The sequence below is a fragment of the Mesorhizobium sp. MC2-1-1 genome (genome assembly GCF_057597255.1).
The window spans coordinates 2,354,185-2,368,870 of the sequence record NZ_CP195205.1; the positions used below are offsets into that span (position 1 = coordinate 2,354,185).

General features: G+C 63.4%; 10 protein-coding genes. 5 read left to right on the forward strand and 5 right to left on the reverse strand.

What is annotated here, in order from left to right; translation table 11 throughout:
- Window positions 1-67: 67 nt before the first annotated feature.
- Window positions 68-2,143, reverse strand: a complete 2,076-nt coding sequence (locus ACR64R_RS11880; protein WP_487361812.1) for a prolyl oligopeptidase family serine peptidase — start codon at window positions 2,141-2,143, stop codon at window positions 68-70.
- Between the two features lie 104 nt (window positions 2,144-2,247).
- Here ACR64R_RS11880 and ACR64R_RS11885 point away from each other — a divergent pair, with 104 nt between their 5' ends.
- Window positions 2,248-2,787, forward strand: coding sequence for a hypothetical protein (locus ACR64R_RS11885; protein ID WP_487361813.1), 540 nt, complete (start codon window positions 2,248-2,250; stop codon window positions 2,785-2,787).
- A gap of 1 nt (window position 2,788) precedes the next feature.
- Here ACR64R_RS11885 and ACR64R_RS11890 read toward each other — a convergent pair whose 3' ends face one another.
- Both ACR64R_RS11890 and ACR64R_RS11895 read right to left on the reverse strand, forming a co-directional pair.
- On the reverse strand, window positions 2,789-3,943 hold the full coding sequence (locus ACR64R_RS11890) for an MFS transporter (protein ID WP_487361814.1): 1,155 nt from the start codon (window positions 3,941-3,943) through the stop codon (window positions 2,789-2,791).
- A gap of 93 nt (window positions 3,944-4,036) precedes the next feature.
- On the reverse strand, window positions 4,037-5,209 hold the full coding sequence (locus ACR64R_RS11895) for an MFS transporter (RefSeq protein WP_487362421.1): 1,173 nt from the start codon (window positions 5,207-5,209) through the stop codon (window positions 4,037-4,039).
- A gap of 197 nt (window positions 5,210-5,406) precedes the next feature.
- Here ACR64R_RS11895 and ACR64R_RS11900 point away from each other — a divergent pair, with 197 nt between their 5' ends.
- The 4 genes from ACR64R_RS11900 to ACR64R_RS11915 all read left to right on the forward strand — a co-directional run bounded on the left by ACR64R_RS11900 (window position 5,407) and on the right by ACR64R_RS11915 (window position 12,607).
- On the forward strand, window positions 5,407-6,984 hold the full coding sequence (locus ACR64R_RS11900) for a trimethylamine methyltransferase family protein (protein WP_487361815.1): 1,578 nt from the start codon (window positions 5,407-5,409) through the stop codon (window positions 6,982-6,984).
- Between the two features lie 103 nt (window positions 6,985-7,087).
- Window positions 7,088-9,658, forward strand: coding sequence for a GcvT family protein (locus ACR64R_RS11905; RefSeq protein WP_487361816.1), 2,571 nt, complete (start codon window positions 7,088-7,090; stop codon window positions 9,656-9,658).
- Between the two features lie 84 nt (window positions 9,659-9,742).
- Entirely contained in the window at window positions 9,743-11,269 is a 1,527-nt protein-coding gene (locus ACR64R_RS11910) for an ArnT family glycosyltransferase (protein WP_487361817.1), read from the forward strand.
- A complete protein-coding gene (locus ACR64R_RS11915; protein ID WP_487361818.1) occupies window positions 11,270-12,607 on the forward strand; it encodes a M24 family metallopeptidase in 1,338 nt (445 codons plus the stop codon).
- Here ACR64R_RS11915 and ACR64R_RS11920 read toward each other — a convergent pair.
- Together ACR64R_RS11920 and ACR64R_RS11925 are read right to left on the reverse strand one after the other, a co-directional pair.
- Window positions 12,575-13,414, reverse strand: coding sequence for a phosphate/phosphite/phosphonate ABC transporter substrate-binding protein (locus ACR64R_RS11920; RefSeq protein WP_487361819.1), 840 nt, complete (start codon window positions 13,412-13,414; stop codon window positions 12,575-12,577). The genes ACR64R_RS11915 and ACR64R_RS11920 overlap by 33 nt on opposite strands.
- A 76-nt stretch (window positions 13,415-13,490) precedes the next feature.
- Window positions 13,491-14,513, reverse strand: a complete 1,023-nt coding sequence (locus tag ACR64R_RS11925) for a fatty acid desaturase (RefSeq protein WP_487361820.1) — start codon at window positions 14,511-14,513, stop codon at window positions 13,491-13,493.
- Between the last annotated feature and the right edge of the window lie 173 nt (window positions 14,514-14,686).

Below are 14,686 nucleotides of genomic sequence, written 5' to 3' on the forward strand. Positions count from 1 at the left end.
ACCCCGAAGGCGCCTGATGTGCTGAAGCGGATCATGGCGGCAGCTTATGCCGCCTGGGGCCCAGAATTCAAGCCGTTCCGGTTAGGGCTCGCTTGAGAAACATATAACGCATCGCCGTTTGCGCGGCCTGCGGCCGGCGGTCGCCACGCCCGCCATGGCCGCCTTCGGTCTCCTCGAAGAACAGCGTCCGGCCATGGCCCGCCTCCTGCAGCCGCGCCGCCATCTTGCGGGCATGCCCAGGATGCACGCGGTCGTCGGCGGTCGAGGTCATCAGCAGCACCGGCGGATAGGCGACGTTGGCAGCGATATGCTGGTAGGGCGAATAGGCGCCGAGCCACGTCGCCTCCTCCGGCTTCGACGGGTCGCCATATTCGGCGATCCAGGAAGCGCCGGGCGGCAGGTCGGTGTAGCGCAGCATGTCGAGCAGCGGCACGTCGATGATGACGGCGCCGAACAATTCCGGCCGCTGCGTCAGCGACGCACCGGTGAGCAGGCCGCCATTCGAGCCGCCCTGTATGCCGAGTTGCGCCGCCGTGGTGATGCCGCGACGGACCACGTCCTCGGCAACCGCGGCGAAATCGTCGAAGGCGTTCTGGCGCTTGCCCTTGAGCGCGGCCTGGTGCCAGGCCGGACCGAACTCGCCGCCGCCGCGAATGTTGGCCTGCACATAGGCGTTGCCCTTGTCCAGCCAGAGCCTGCCGCGAATGCCGGCATATCCGGGCAGGAGCGGCACTTCGAAGCCGCCATAGCCGTAAAGCAGCGCCGGCACCGGCCCCTGCTGGTCGCGCCGCCGCACGACGAAATACGGGATCATCGTGCCGTCCTTCGAGCGCGCCTCGAACTGCTCCGAAACATAGGGCGAGGCGTCGAAGCGTGCCGGCTGCGACTTCACGGTTTGAAGCGTCTCGCCATTGTCGTCCGACCAGATGATCGAACTCGGCGTCAGGAAATCGGTGAAGGAGAAGGAGACGCTGGAGCCGAAATGCTCGACATGGCTGATGCCGACATTGCCGTTGTCGGGCAGCGCCACTGGCTTCAGCGACCAGCCACTGGTGGTGCGGTCGCAGGCGACGACCTTGCCGCGAACATTGTCCATCAGATTGATGAACAGCCGGTTCTGCGTCCTGGCGAGGCCTGCAATCGAGACGCGATGCGCCGGCTCGAGCACGGTTTCGAACGGCCCGAACGCGCCGCTCTCGATCCAGCGGTCGAAATCGACCGAATAAAGCCCGTCGGGCAGGCAGCGCGTGCCATCCGGCGCAGTCCACGGGCTGCGCACGCCGAAGATCAATTGGCCCTTGAAGATCGCCGTGTCGGTGGCATCGTCGGGCAACGGAATGCGGCGGTTCTCGCCGGAATCCAGCCGCAGGAAACTGTGCGAGGTGAAGAAATCGAGCGTCTTGCCGAGCAGTACGTGCCGCTTGTCGCCGTCATATTCCGCGCCGCCGCCGACCGCGAGATGCTGCTTCTCGCCTTCGAAGATCGGCGTCGCGTCCTCGAGCTTCGTGCCGCGCCGCCAGAGTTTTATGACGCGCGGATAGCCGGACTGGGTCTTGTCCTCTTCCTCAAAAGCCGCCGAAACGATCACCGTATCCTTGTCCAGCCAGGAAAAGCCCGACTTGGAGGCGCGCGCGGAGAAACCGCCGTCGACAAAGGACCTCGTCGCGATGTCGAACTCGCGCATCTCGCTGGCATCGCCGCCATCGGGCGACATGTAGAGCAGGCAGCGGTCGAAATCGGGATGGAGGCGGCTGGCGCCACCAAAAACCCATTTGACGCCTTCCTTCGCCGAGAGCTGGTCGAAATCGATGATCGTTTCCCAATCCGGCTTGTCGGTCTTGTAGGAAGCGACAGGCGTGCGCCTCCACAGGCCAAGCGCATTGGCCTTGTCCTGCCAGAAATTATAGACGTAGCCGGCAAGCGCGGCCCCGACGGGGATATTGTCCTCGGCCGTCATCAGGTCGAGCGCGGTCTCGAAGGTTGCCTGATAGGAGGGATCGCCCTGCAGTTCGGCGATCGTTAGCGCATTCTGGCGATGGACCCAGGCCAGAGCTTCCTTGCCGTTGCGGTCCTCCAGCCAGAGGAACGGGTCTTCCGCCGTGCTGGCCAAGGCCGACTGCTTTTGCGCGCTCGATTGGGTCATGTGGTCTCCGAAAATGGTCATGCTCGGTGCCACAAACATCGGCATGGCGCTACCGACATTCAATTGAAGCCTCTAAAAACATGACCGCAACAAGCGAAGAACCCATGCAGCGCCTCTACATTGCGATCGAGAAGTTTGGACCATCCGACAGTGTCCGATGGAAAAGCTACGTCGAGTGGTCGGGCCTAACCCAATTGCACGAACTCGTAACGCTGGACAGTATGCTGTGCCCAAGGGTCCCGAAGGAAATGAAGGATAGCTATTGGTCCCACGTCGTGAACGAGGACTTCATGCTCGACTTCTTCGTGGACTTGGATTTCCTCCTCTCCGAGTTGGATGACACCCGCGATCTCAACATTCTGGGCGTAATCCGAGGGCCGTCAGAGGACGTAGGCTCGTTTTCGTGGCCCGGGTTCACCTTCCTGGGTTATGACCTTATGGACAAGGATGTCGGCAACAGCGCGCTTACCAATTGCGGCGGCTTTCCTGAAGCATTCGCCAACTCGGAGCTCTCAAGCGTTGGGCTGATCTCGGACTTTGAGCGCGCGGTTGAAGTTCAGGGAGCCCTGCGCGGCAACTACTATCCGCGCGAACATCATGCCGATTGCGACCTCTGGGCAATCTTCAGACGACAGGACGCGTAGCCTACATCACCTGTCTTCGAACGACCGTCGCCGCCACCAGCGCCGCGCAGATCGCGCCAAGCGTGACCGGCAGGCCGGCCGCGCCGATGACGTCCATCACGCCGCCGGTGAGCGGCGGCACGACGATGCCGCCGAGGCCCCACATCAGCGAGAAGGCGGCGTTGCCGGCGACCAACGCCGAACCGGTGAAGCGTTCGCCGAGCTCGATGATCGACATCGTGTAGATGCCGTAGGAAACGGCGCCCCAGATGAAGACGCAAACCCAGATGAGCGGCGTCTCGATCAGCGCCGGCAAGAGCAGGCATCCGAGGACCGTCATGGCGACGCAGCCGAAGCGGACCAGTCGCGCGGTCAGTCTTTCGGCAAGCAGTCCGAGCGGCACCTGCATGGCGATGTTGCCGGCGATCATCGCCGAAAGCAGCGCCGACATGCGCTCCTCGGCAATGCCATGATGCGTCCCATAGACCGGCAGCAACGCCAGGATCGCCTGCTCGAAACCGGCCGCCACGATCACCGCCGACAGGAGCAGCCAGGCCAGGGGCACGAAGCCGAGCACCGAAACCTTTTTTTCGGCCTCCTCGACTTTCGGCAGCCGCTTCACCACCGCAGCAAGGCAGCAGCCGCAGAAGAGGAAGGCCAGGATGCCGACCAGGAAAGGCGGCCAGCCTTCGGTGCCGACGGCAAGCAGGCAGAGCGGCCCGGTCGCGAAGCCCGCCGAGATGATCGTCGAATAAATGCCCATGACGCGGCCGCGCCGGGCCGGCGGGGCAAGCGCGATCACCCAGATCTCACTCAACACATAAAGCGGGTTGGTCACCACGCCGATCAGGAAGCGCAGCGGAAACCACAGATAGACATTTTGCGTCCAGCCGATCAGCGCCAGCACCAGCGCCGAAAGCGCCGCGCAGGTCAGCGCGGTGCGCCCCGCCCCGAACCGGCGGGCCAGTCCCGGGATCAGCGGCGAAGACAGGATGAATCCGACCGGTGTCATTGCCGCCGACAGACCGATCATCGCCGGCGAGACGCCTTGCCGTTGCAGGATGAAGCTGAGCAGTGGATAGGAAAGCCCTTGCGCGATGGCGAACACCGACACTGTCGCGATCACGCCCGTGATCGCAGCCCATTGCGCCGTCTCTTCGCTGTCCGCCAGAGCCATCGGTCCTGCTCCAATCGCTTGGAGGCTTAGCCGTTGGGGCTGGTTGCCGTAAGGCCCACCGGAGGCGAAAGCGGATGCTCCAGCCAAATCCTGTCAGGAACCCCGGCGCTGCAAGGACCGATATAAGGCGAACGCCACCAGCAGTATGTCAAGCCCGACGATGACGCTGGGCAGTCCAAGCGGCCCGATCGCCTGCATCAGGGCGCCTGCCCCGGGGGGCCCCACGATGCCGCCGACGCCCCACAGCAGCGCGAAAGCCGCATTGCCGGTGACCAGCAGCGAGCCCCTGAACCGGCTGCCGAGCTCGACCAACGCCATCGTGTAGACGCCGTAGCCGACCGCGCCCATCACCAAAAGCACGCCCCAGATCAGCGGCGTGGTGATCAGCAGCGGCAACAGGATCGCGCAGAACGTCGTCGCCATCGCGCAGGCGAGGATCATCGGGCGGCCGCCGAAACGTTCGGCGAGCAGGCCAAGCGGGATCTGCAGGACGATGTTGCCCAGGGAGAGCATCATCACCAGTGCTGCAAGCGTCGCTTCGGGAAGGCCATAGCCAGCACCGAAGACCGGCACCAGCGCATAGGTGCTTTGTTGGACGGCGGCGGAGACCATCACTGCCAGGAGCAGCGCCGGCGCCAGCCGGGCGAAACCGAAAAAACTCCCGGCGGGCTGGCCGTCATCTTCGAAACCGGTGAGCTTCGAGGAAACGAGCCGCAGGATAACCGCGCACAGCGCAAATCCGGCAATGCCGACGCCGAAGGGCGCCCAGCCGGCGGTGCCGACCAGCGTCAGCGTGAACGGCCCGGCCGCGTAGCCCGCACCCATCAGCGTGTTGAACACGCCCATCACGCGGCCGCGCCGCGCCGGCGGCGCCAGCGACAGCGCCCAAACCTCCCCAAGCACATAGAGCGGATTGATGACCACGCCGATGATGAAGCGGATGACGTACCAGGCGACCCAGTTCTGCAGATAGAAGATGGCGAGAAAGCACAGCGCGCCGATCAGCGAGCAGCCAACCGCCAGGTTGCGCGCGCCGACCAGCCGCACCGCCGTCGGCACGAAGGACGCCGACAGGATCAGGCCGACCGGCATCATCGCCGCCGACAGGCCGATCAGGCCCGGCGAGAAACCCTGCTTCTGCATCAGCAGGGTGAACAGCGGCGAGCTCAAGCCCTGCGCCGCGCCGAACATGGCAAGGGCGGCGGTGACGCCGGCAAGGGCCGCCCATTGCGTTCGATCTTCGACGGTCTGGCCGGAGGTGGTCATCGTGGCCCGCTGTTTGACAATCACGGCTCCATATCAGTGATGAGAGGCTCTCAGATGACTCAGCCGAAGCAATTGGGCGATCCAGCGCCCCCTACCCGCCATGTCGCTTCCCTTGCTCTAGTGGTCGCCACCTCCTTACCGGCGGCATTGTCGTCAGTTCATTATGCCGCCGATTTCGCATGCTCACGAGGCTTCCCATGACCGCCGCCCTTCATCCCGCTGAGCCGGCACAGGCTACCGATCGCGCCCGCCGTGGCGGCCGCGCGGGCAAACGCGCCGGCGGTTCGGCCGCCTTCGAGCAGCCCGCCTTCCGGCAGTTGAAGAATCCGCTGACGCCGACCAAGCTCGTGTCCGATGACGAGTTGGAATCGATCCACATTGCCTCGCTGCGCGTATTGAAGGAGATCGGCGTCGACGTGCTGCACGAGGAAGCCCGCCGCATCATGAAGGCTCATGGCGCGGATGTGCGCGAAGGCTCTGAGCGCGTGCGCTTCGACAGCGACATGATCCTCGAGCTTGTCTCGCACTGCCCATCCGAATTCACGCTGCATGCCCGCAACCCGGCGCACAATCTGCGTTTCGGCGGCAACAACGTGATCCTGTCGATGATGGCCTCGGCACCTAACTGCTCCGATCTCGACCGCGGCCGCCGGCCGGGCAACCAGGCCGACTACCGCAACTTCCTGCGCCTGGCGCAGATGCACAACATCCTGCATTGCACCGGCGGCTACCCGGTGGAGCCGATCGACATCCATCCCTCCGTCCGGCATCTCGAATGCATCCGTGACCTCGCCATGCTGACCGACAAGGTCTTCCACGTCTATTCGCTCGGCAAGGAGCGCAATGTCGACGGAATCGAGATCACCCGCATCGCGCGCGGCATCAGTCGCGAGCAGCTCATGGAAGAGCCGTCGGTCTTCACCATCATCAACACCAATTCGCCGCTCAAGCTCGACGTGCCGATGATGGAAGGCATCATCCAGATGGCGAGCATGGGCCAGGCTGTGATCATCACGCCGTTCACGCTGTCGGGCGCCATGGCGCCCGTCACCGTCGCCGGCGCGCTGGTGCAGCAGAACGCCGAGGCGCTCTCGGGCATCGCCTTCGCGCAGATGGTGAAGAAGGGCGCGCCGGTCGGCTATGGCGGCTTCACCTCCAATGTCGACATGAAATCAGGCGCACCGGCCTTCGGTACACCCGAGTACATGAAGGCGCAGCTTGTCGGCGGCCAGCTCGCTCGCCGCTATCAAATTCCCTACCGCACCTCAAATACCTGCGCCGCCAACACGGTCGATGCCCAGGCCGCCTATGAAAGCGTGTTCTCACTTTGGGGCGCGATCCAGGGCGGCGGCAATCTGATGATGCACGGCGCCGGCTGGCTTGAAGGCGGACTGCGCTGCTCCTACGAAAAGACCATCCTCGACATCGATCTTTTGCAGATGGTGGCCGAATTCCTCACCCCGCTCGACCTTTCCGAGGACGCGCTCGGCTTCGACGCCATCCAGTCGGTCGGCCCGGGCGGCCATTTCTTCGGCACCCAGCACACGCAGGAGCGTTACAAGACCGCCTTCTACTCGCCGATCGTGTCCGACTGGCGCAACTTCGAGACCTGGGCCGAGGCGGGCTCGCCGACGGCGATGGAACGCACAAACAAGGTTTGGAAGGAGCGCCTTGCCTCCTATGAAGAGCCCTATATGGACCCCGCCATACGCGAGGAACTCAACGACTTCGTCGAGAAGCGTCGCGCCGAAGGCGGTGCGCCGACGGATTTTTGATCATCCGTGTTGGGGATGAACAGTCGACCCCACACTCTCGACCTTCGCTCGGCCTCCACGCTCGATCATTCGATTCAGTCTCTGTAAAAACGGACCTATCTGTATGAAATCTCATGTAAAAGCGGTTGTCATCGGCGGCGGCGTCGTCGGCTGCTCGGTGCTCTACCACCTCGCCAAGGCCGGTTGGACCGACATCATGCTGATCGAGCGCTCGGAGCTGACCTCCGGCTCATCCTGGCATGCAGCGGGCGGCTTCCATACGCTGAACGGCGACCCCAACGTCGCCAAGCTGCAGGCCTATACGGTCCAGCTCTACAAGGAAATCGAGGAGCTCTCCGGCCAGTCCTGCTCGCTGCACCTGACCGGTGGCGTCATGATGGCCGATACGCCGGAGCGCATGGACTTCCTGCGGCTGGCGCACGCCAAGGGCCGCTATCTCGGCATGGACACCGAACTGATCACGCCTTCGGAAGCCAAGGCGATGTTCCCGCTGATGGACGAGAAGAACTTCGTTGGCGCCATGTGGGATCCGGTCGAGGGTCATCTCGACCCGTCCGGCACGACCATCGCTTATTCGAAAGCGGCGAAAAAACTTGGCGCGGAGATCGTGCTGCGCAACCGCGTCGTCGACCTGACGCAGCAGCCTGACGGCACCTGGAACGTCGTCACCGAGCAGGGCACCGTCCATGCCGAGCACGTCGTCAACTGCGGCGGCCTGTGGGCGCGCGAGATCGGCCGCATGGTCGGCGTCGAGCTGCCGGTGCTGGCGATGGAGCACATGTACCTGCTGACCGAACCGATGCCGGAGGTCGAGGAATTCAACAAATCGACCGGCCGCGAGATGATCGGCGTGCTCGACTTCAAGGGCGAGATCTACACCCGCCAGGAGCGCAACGGCATCCTGCTCGGCACCTATGAGAAGGCCTGCAAGCCGTGGTCGCCGGTTAACACGCCGTGGGATTTCGGCCACGAGCTTTTGCAGCCCGACATCGACCGCATCGCGCCGTCGCTGGAAATCGGCTTCAAGCATTTCCCCGGCATCGAGAAGGCCGGCATCAAGCAGATCATCAACGGCCCCTTCACCTTCGCGCTCGACGGCAACCCGCTGGTCGGCCCGGTGCAGGGCCTGACCAATTTCTGGTGCGCCTGCGCCGTCATGGCCGGTTTCAGCCAGGGCGGCGGCGTCGGCCTCGCATTGTCCAACTGGATGGTGCATGGCGATCCGGGCTTCGACGTCTGGGGTATGGATGTCGCCCGCTTCGGCGAATGGGCTACCCTGCGCTATACAAACGCCAAGGTGCGCGAGAACTACTCACGCCGTTTCTCGATCCGCTTCCCGAACGAAGAGCTGCCTGCCGCTAGGCCCGCGCAGACCACGCCTCTGTACGACACCATGCTGGCCAACAACGCGGTCATGGGCGATTCGTGGGGCCTGGAAACCCCGCTCTGGTTCGCGCCCAAGGGCACTGAGCCCAAGGACATCGTATCCTTCCACCGCTCCAACGACTTCGGCCCGATCGGCGAGGAAGTGCGCGCCACCCGCGAGAGGGTCGGCGTCACCGAGATCGCAAACTTCGCCAAATACGAAGTCTCCGGCCCGGGCGCGGAGGATTTCCTCAACCGGCTGATGACCAACCGCATGCCGAAGGTCGGTCGCATCGTGCTGACCCCGATGGTCAACGAGTTTGGCAAGCTGATCGGCGACTTCACCATCGCCAAGGCCAGCGAGGACCGCTTCATGATCTGGGGCTCTTCCGCCGCGCAGAAATATCATATGCGCTGGTTCGAGAAGCACCTGCCCAAGGACGGTTCGGTACGCATCCACCGCTTCGACCAGACGCTTGTCGGTCTCTCCATCGCCGGACCGAAGTCGCGCGATCTGTTGCAGAAGCTGGTCGATATCGACGTGTCGACAAAGGCCTTCCGCTTCATGGACTTCCGCGAGATGGCGGTCGGCGGTGCGCCCTGCATGGTGAACCGCATCACCTATACCGGCGACCTCGGCTACGAGATCTGGATGGCGCCGGCCTATCAGCGCCTGGTCTATAAGGCGATCAAGGAAGCCGGCGCGGAATTCGGCATCGTCGATTTCGGCATGCGCGCGCTCTTGTCTATGCGCCTGGAAAAGAACTTCCCGACCTGGTTCCGTGAGTTGCGGCCGATCTACGGGCCCTTCGAAGGCTCGATGGACCGTTTCATCAACCTCGAGAAGAACGACTTCATCGGTCGCGAGGCGTCGGCCAAGGAGCAGGCGCAAGGGCCGAAGCTGCGCCGCGTCTCCTTCATCGTCGATGCCGTCGACGCCGACGTGATGGGCGACGAGCCGATCTGGGCCAAGGTCGGCAAGGACTATGGCACTGTGGAGAAGCCGCATGGCTATGGCGCGCCGCGATTCGATGAGACGGGCAAGGAAGTCCGCGGATCCAAGGCCGCCGAAGGCGCATCCGCCGTGCGCGGCATCGTCGATGGCGACTGGCGCGTCGTCGGCTGGGTAACCTCGGGCGGCTATGCGCATTACGTCCAGAAGTCGATGGCGCAGGGCTATGTCCCCGCCGCCCTTGCCGAGGACGAGAGCGCCGGTCTGTTCGAGATCGAGATCCTCGGCCACCGCCGCCCGGCCCGCATCAATGTCGAGCCGCCCTTCGATCCGAGCGGTGAGAAGATGCGGAGCTGAAGCCTCTCGAATTGTTGGATTGCGTCGGTTGCCATGGCATGGTCAGAGCCCGCGACCGGCGCATCAGCACGAGAAGACCAACCCTTGCGGCAGCTAGAGAAATGGACCGATTGGCTCTGTGAGGGACGGGTCGGTCCGCTCAGCGCCGCGATCGCATCAATCCTCCTCTACTGCCTGACCCAGATCGTCGTGATGACCCTGTTGTCCCATCTTGCGGGCACGGGCGTTGGTGTCGACGATTCCGAGCAGTTGATGGAAATGCGGTTCCTGGCTGCCGGCTACGGCAGTTCGCAACCGCCTTTGTACACCTGGCTCGCCATACTCGCGGCCTCGCTGGTCGGAACGAGCGTCCTTGCCCTCAAGATCGTCAAATATGGCCTGCTGGCCGCTGGACTGGCCGCCTATTTCACAGCCATACGCCGCCTGGGCTACTCGAACCGCGCTGCTACGGCTGGCATGTTCGGGCTGCTTCTGTTTCCCCAGATCTTCTGGGAGATGCAGCACGCCCTCACCCACTCGGTCGCCATATTCTGTTTCACTTCGGTGCTGCTTCTCGCGCTGGTCGAGGTGGAGAAGCGGCGATCCGCCGTTGCCTACGCGCTTTTCGGCCTGGCGACGGCGGCCGCGATGCTGTCGAAATACAACATCGTGATCTTCCTTGCCGCCCTGTTCCTGGCATCCCTCTCGGTTCGCGAAACGCGTGAGGCGATCTTCGATCGCCGTTTCCTGATCAGCGTGGTGGTGACGATCCTAGCCTGCCTGCCTACGCTTTATTGGAGCCTCACGCATCTGGACGATCTCCTCTCGCATCAGGGGGGCTTTGGCGTCGCCGAAGGCGACGGCATTGTAAGAACGGCGCTTCTGGGAATCCGCAGACTGGTCAATGCGATCGTCAATTTCGCCGGATTGCCGGCGATTATCTTTGCCGTCGCGTATGTACTGGCGATAAGGAAAGGGACGGAGCCGCTTCAGCCGGTAAGGTGGCCGGAAAAGCTGCTGTGGCGAGCAATCGTCTTTAGCCTGGTCGTTATGGTGGCAATCGTGTTGGGGGCCGGCATCACACAGTTTCGCGACCGTTGGATGCTTCCCGTCTTCATTCTTTTGCCCGCGGCCCTTGCCATGCGCTTCGACGCCATGGGCCAGAGGGGTCGAAAAACACAAGCCACCATTGTCTTCGTCGGCGCCGTCCTTGCCGTCCTTGTGCTGCCGGTAAGCTGGTACATGCATCTGAACGGCGGTGCCAACCGCGGCGGCATGGTGCGCATGGACTACCGGTCGCTCTACGACCAGATCAACGCCGACGGACCGGTCGACACCGTGGTCTCGAGCTGGTTCTGGATCGGCAATCTGCGCCTGGTGGATCCGGACCTCATCGTGCTCGATGATGAAATTCCCGACTTCGCCCAGTCGATTCGCGAGCCCGCGGTGCTTGTGCTGGCGCAGGACAGGGAGCCGCCTTCCGATATTTTCGACAGGATCGCCCAGGCAGGTTATGTGATGGATACCGTCCACCGGCGCATCACCGTGCCTGAGCGCTTCGGCGGCGCGCCGCGCCAGGCAACGATTACCAAATTGTACAGGAAGACCGCGCAGCCTGCGTCAGGGGGATGAATGGACAAGCAACGCTTCGGCCGGCATCGCAAGATCATGCCCTTCGAACCCGGCGCGGTCGAGGCGTTGCGCAAAGCCTCCCGCGAGAAGGCGGCATCGCTCAACCAGCATGTGCTGGGCTATGGCGCGACGGCCGAAGCGGAATGGGCGGCAGCCGGCGTTGCCGCTCCCAATCTGCCGGCTATGCGGAAATATCGGCTCGAGCGCATCCGCGCCGAGCTGAAGCGCCGCGACTATGCCGGCGCGCTGCTCTACGACCCGGTCAACATCCGCTATGCGACGGACTCGACCAACATGCAGCTCTGGGTCGCGCACAACCAGACGCGCCACTGTTTCGTCGCCACCGAAGGCCCGGTGGTCCTGTTCGACTATTTCTCATGCGAGCACCTGTCCGATCATTCGGGCGTCGTCGACGAGGTGCGGCCGGCGGTGTCGTGGATGTATCTCTACAGCGGCGAATTGACCGATGAGAAGGTCCGTCGCTGGGGCGCCGGCATTGCCGACCTGATAGCAGAGTTTGGCGGCAACCGACGCATCGCCGTCGATCACATCAATCCGGAAGGCGTTGAGGAGCTCGCGCGTCGCGGCATCTCCGTCGGCAATGGCGAGGCGGTGATGGAAAATGCGCGCCTCATCAAATCGTCGGACGAGATTCTCGCCATGCGCCGTGCCATCGTCGCCTGCGAGGCCGCGATGGGCGAGATGGAAGCAGCATTGAAGCCCGGCATCTCGGAGAACGAATTGTGGGCGGAGCTGCATCGCGGCAACATCGCGCGCGGCGGCGAGTGGATAGAGACGCGCCTTCTGTCGTCGGGGCCGCGCACCAACCCCTGGTTCCAGGAATGCTCCTCGCGAGTCGTCGAGAACGGCGACCTCGTCGCTTTCGACACCGACCTCATCGGCCCCTATGGCTTCTGCGCCGATCTCTCGCGCACATGGCTCTGCGGCGACAGGCAACCGTCGAACGAGCAGCGGGACCTGTTCCGCATTGCGGCCGAACAGATCGCCCACAACACCGATCTGATGCGACCGGGTATGTCCTTCCGCGATCTCGTCGAGCGCTCGGCGGTGCCGCCGGATGACTGTTATCCGACACGCTACGGCGTGCTCTATCATGGAGTAGGCCTGGCGGACGAATATCCGACGCTGCCGCATGCCGGCGACTGGACCGCCGAGACGCCGGACGGTGTGCTCGAACCCGGCATGGTGCTTTGCGTCGAAAGTTATATCGGCCGGCTTGGCGGTCGCGAAGGCGTCAAGATCGAGGAGCAGATCCTGATAACAGCCATCGGCAATGAGAAGCTGTCAGCCTACCCGCTGGACGAGCGGCTGCTCTGATCTCCCGCTCTCGACCGCAGCGACGGCCTCGCGCATCGCGGCAATCATCGTTTCGGGCATTGTTCTCGCGGTAATATAGGGCAGACCCTTGCGGCGCGCCGTCCAGCCGACCACCCTCACGCCTTTGGCCGCCGGCTCGAAGCGCTGCGCCAGCGCCCAGCTTTCGCAGTCGATCGCCGCTATATCGGCCCTGCCCTCGGCGATGGCTATGATCGACGACCTGTGGCCTCCGCTCTCGCTGCGCGAGGCGAAGATGTCCAGGCTTTCGCCCATCGCCTCCAGGTCGCGCGTCAGCCCGATCAGCCCGGACATCGAATCCGGATTGTTGAAGGTGAAGCGCTTGCCGTGCAGGAGATCTATCGGGATGGCGGCCCTGCCATCTTGCGGCGAGGCGACCGACTGTCCGCCGTCCGCAGGCATCACCAGCGCGCTCGAATAAAGGTCTCCCTGCCCTCCCTCGAACGCATCGTAGTTCGGCTGCGCGATCACCTTCACATGCCCGGCTAGGCCGAGCTCCATCGGCCCCCAGCAGGTTTGTCCGAAAAGCAGCGCCGGGCTCAGCCAGAGCTGGTGCAAATCGAACTCGTCTGGGGGCAGTGTCGCCGGGTCCGGCGCAACCAGCCGTCCGGCCTCGTCGAGGATCCCGCCAGGCACCGGCGGCAGTTCACGATTGCTGCGCAGGACGGTCTCCGGCGCATCGATGCCTCTTTGCCGGAAGGCATCGCGGAGCCGCGCCCATTGCGCATCGACCTCGCCCCGGGCTTCGGGCCAGTCATACATCGGCAGGGCCGCAACGAACTTGCTCATGTCGAACAGCTTTCAAGGACAGACGATCTTGGCGCCTGCGTTCCGCCGCGAAAAAAGCGGTCGCGGAAAGTCGAGATTACTCCTTCGGCGGCTCAGCCGGAACTGGTGCTGTTCCAAGCCCGTTGACATTGCGCGCCCTGACGCGCGGCTTGAAGGCGCGGCCGGGCTCCGGCGTGCGGCGCAATACCGGATGGATGACCGGCTCCTTGGCTTTGAAGGCATAGGATTTGATCAGCGACAGATAGTTCGGATAGACATAGCCGTTGTTCATCCGCAGCCATTCCGCGCGGCGCTCGCGAAACAGCTTCGGCAATCTGTACCACGCAACCGTCGGGCTCTTGTGATGCACGAAATGCAGGTTGTTGTTGAGGAACAGGAACGACAGCGGCGAGCGTTCTACGATGATGGTGCGACCTTCGGGATGTTCGGACCATTGATGCTCGGCATAGGTGCGCACCGAAATCAGCGACTGTCCGAGCCAAACCGGCACCAGCACGTAGAGCCAGATCGGGATGCCGAAGCCCAAGGTTACGATCGGCACCACGACGGCGATGCCTATAGCGTGCAGCAGCCAGGCCCTGCGGATCGTTTTGTCGCCGGCAAGCATCTGCCTTGCATCGTCGAAGAAGAAGCCGACCGACGACAGCCACGGACCGAGGACGAAGCGGCCCACCATGGTGTTGTTGATCTTGAGCAGGAACTTCATCGCCGGTGGCAGTTCCTCATGCATCCAGAGCGCCTTGTAATAGCTCTCCGGGTCGTCCAACGGATCGGTCAGCCGCTCGTCGGCATGGTGGCGAAGATGGATAGTCTTGAAGCGCCGGAACGGCCAGACAAGCCCGATCGGCAGGAAGACGACGGCTTCGTTGATCCTGGCGCTGCGGGTCGGATGGCCGTGCGACACCTCATGCATCAGCGAGGATTGCAGTGCCAGGATCACCGCCAGGGCGATCAATGCAATCGCAGGATATGCCGGCCAGAGCACGAAACCAATGGCGAACCACGCGCCGTAGCAGAAGAGAGCGAGAAATACCGTCGGCCATTCGATTGCCGGTGCGCTGCCACGTCTCTTCTTCATGCCGGTACTGGTGCTTGCCATGCTATCGACCACTGCCTTTCAGTCGCCGGAACCAGCTCGATTCCTGACAGCATTGTGTCAGGAGCTTTTCGTTGCCGCAACGCGACAAAGCGCACAAACTGTTGCGAGTGCGCATTTTCAGCCGCACGTGTTATACATTGTAAACAAATATGGGGATTCATTTCCGCCTGAGC

Excerpts from the sequence above, each read along its gene's own strand:
- ACR64R_RS11880 (WP_487361812.1), bottom strand. The coding sequence starts at position 2,143 with ATGACCCAATCGAGCGCGCAAAAGCAGTCGGCCTTGGCCAGCACGGCG.
- ACR64R_RS11885 (WP_487361813.1), top strand. The coding sequence starts at position 2,248 with ATGCAGCGCCTCTACATTGCGATCGAGAAGTTTGGACCATCCGACAGT.
- ACR64R_RS11925 (WP_487361820.1), bottom strand. The coding sequence starts at position 14,513 with ATGGCAAGCACCAGTACCGGCATGAAGAAGAGACGTGGCAGCGCACCG.
- ACR64R_RS11895 (WP_487362421.1), bottom strand. The coding sequence starts at position 5,209 with ATGACCACCTCCGGCCAGACCGTCGAAGATCGAACGCAATGGGCGGCC.
- ACR64R_RS11915 (WP_487361818.1), top strand. The coding sequence starts at position 11,270 with ATGGACAAGCAACGCTTCGGCCGGCATCGCAAGATCATGCCCTTCGAA.
- ACR64R_RS11890 (WP_487361814.1), bottom strand. The coding sequence starts at position 3,943 with ATGGCTCTGGCGGACAGCGAAGAGACGGCGCAATGGGCTGCGATCACG.
- ACR64R_RS11900 (WP_487361815.1), top strand. The coding sequence starts at position 5,407 with ATGACCGCCGCCCTTCATCCCGCTGAGCCGGCACAGGCTACCGATCGC.
- ACR64R_RS11920 (WP_487361819.1), bottom strand. The coding sequence starts at position 13,414 with ATGAGCAAGTTCGTTGCGGCCCTGCCGATGTATGACTGGCCCGAAGCC.
- ACR64R_RS11905 (WP_487361816.1), top strand. The coding sequence starts at position 7,088 with ATGAAATCTCATGTAAAAGCGGTTGTCATCGGCGGCGGCGTCGTCGGC.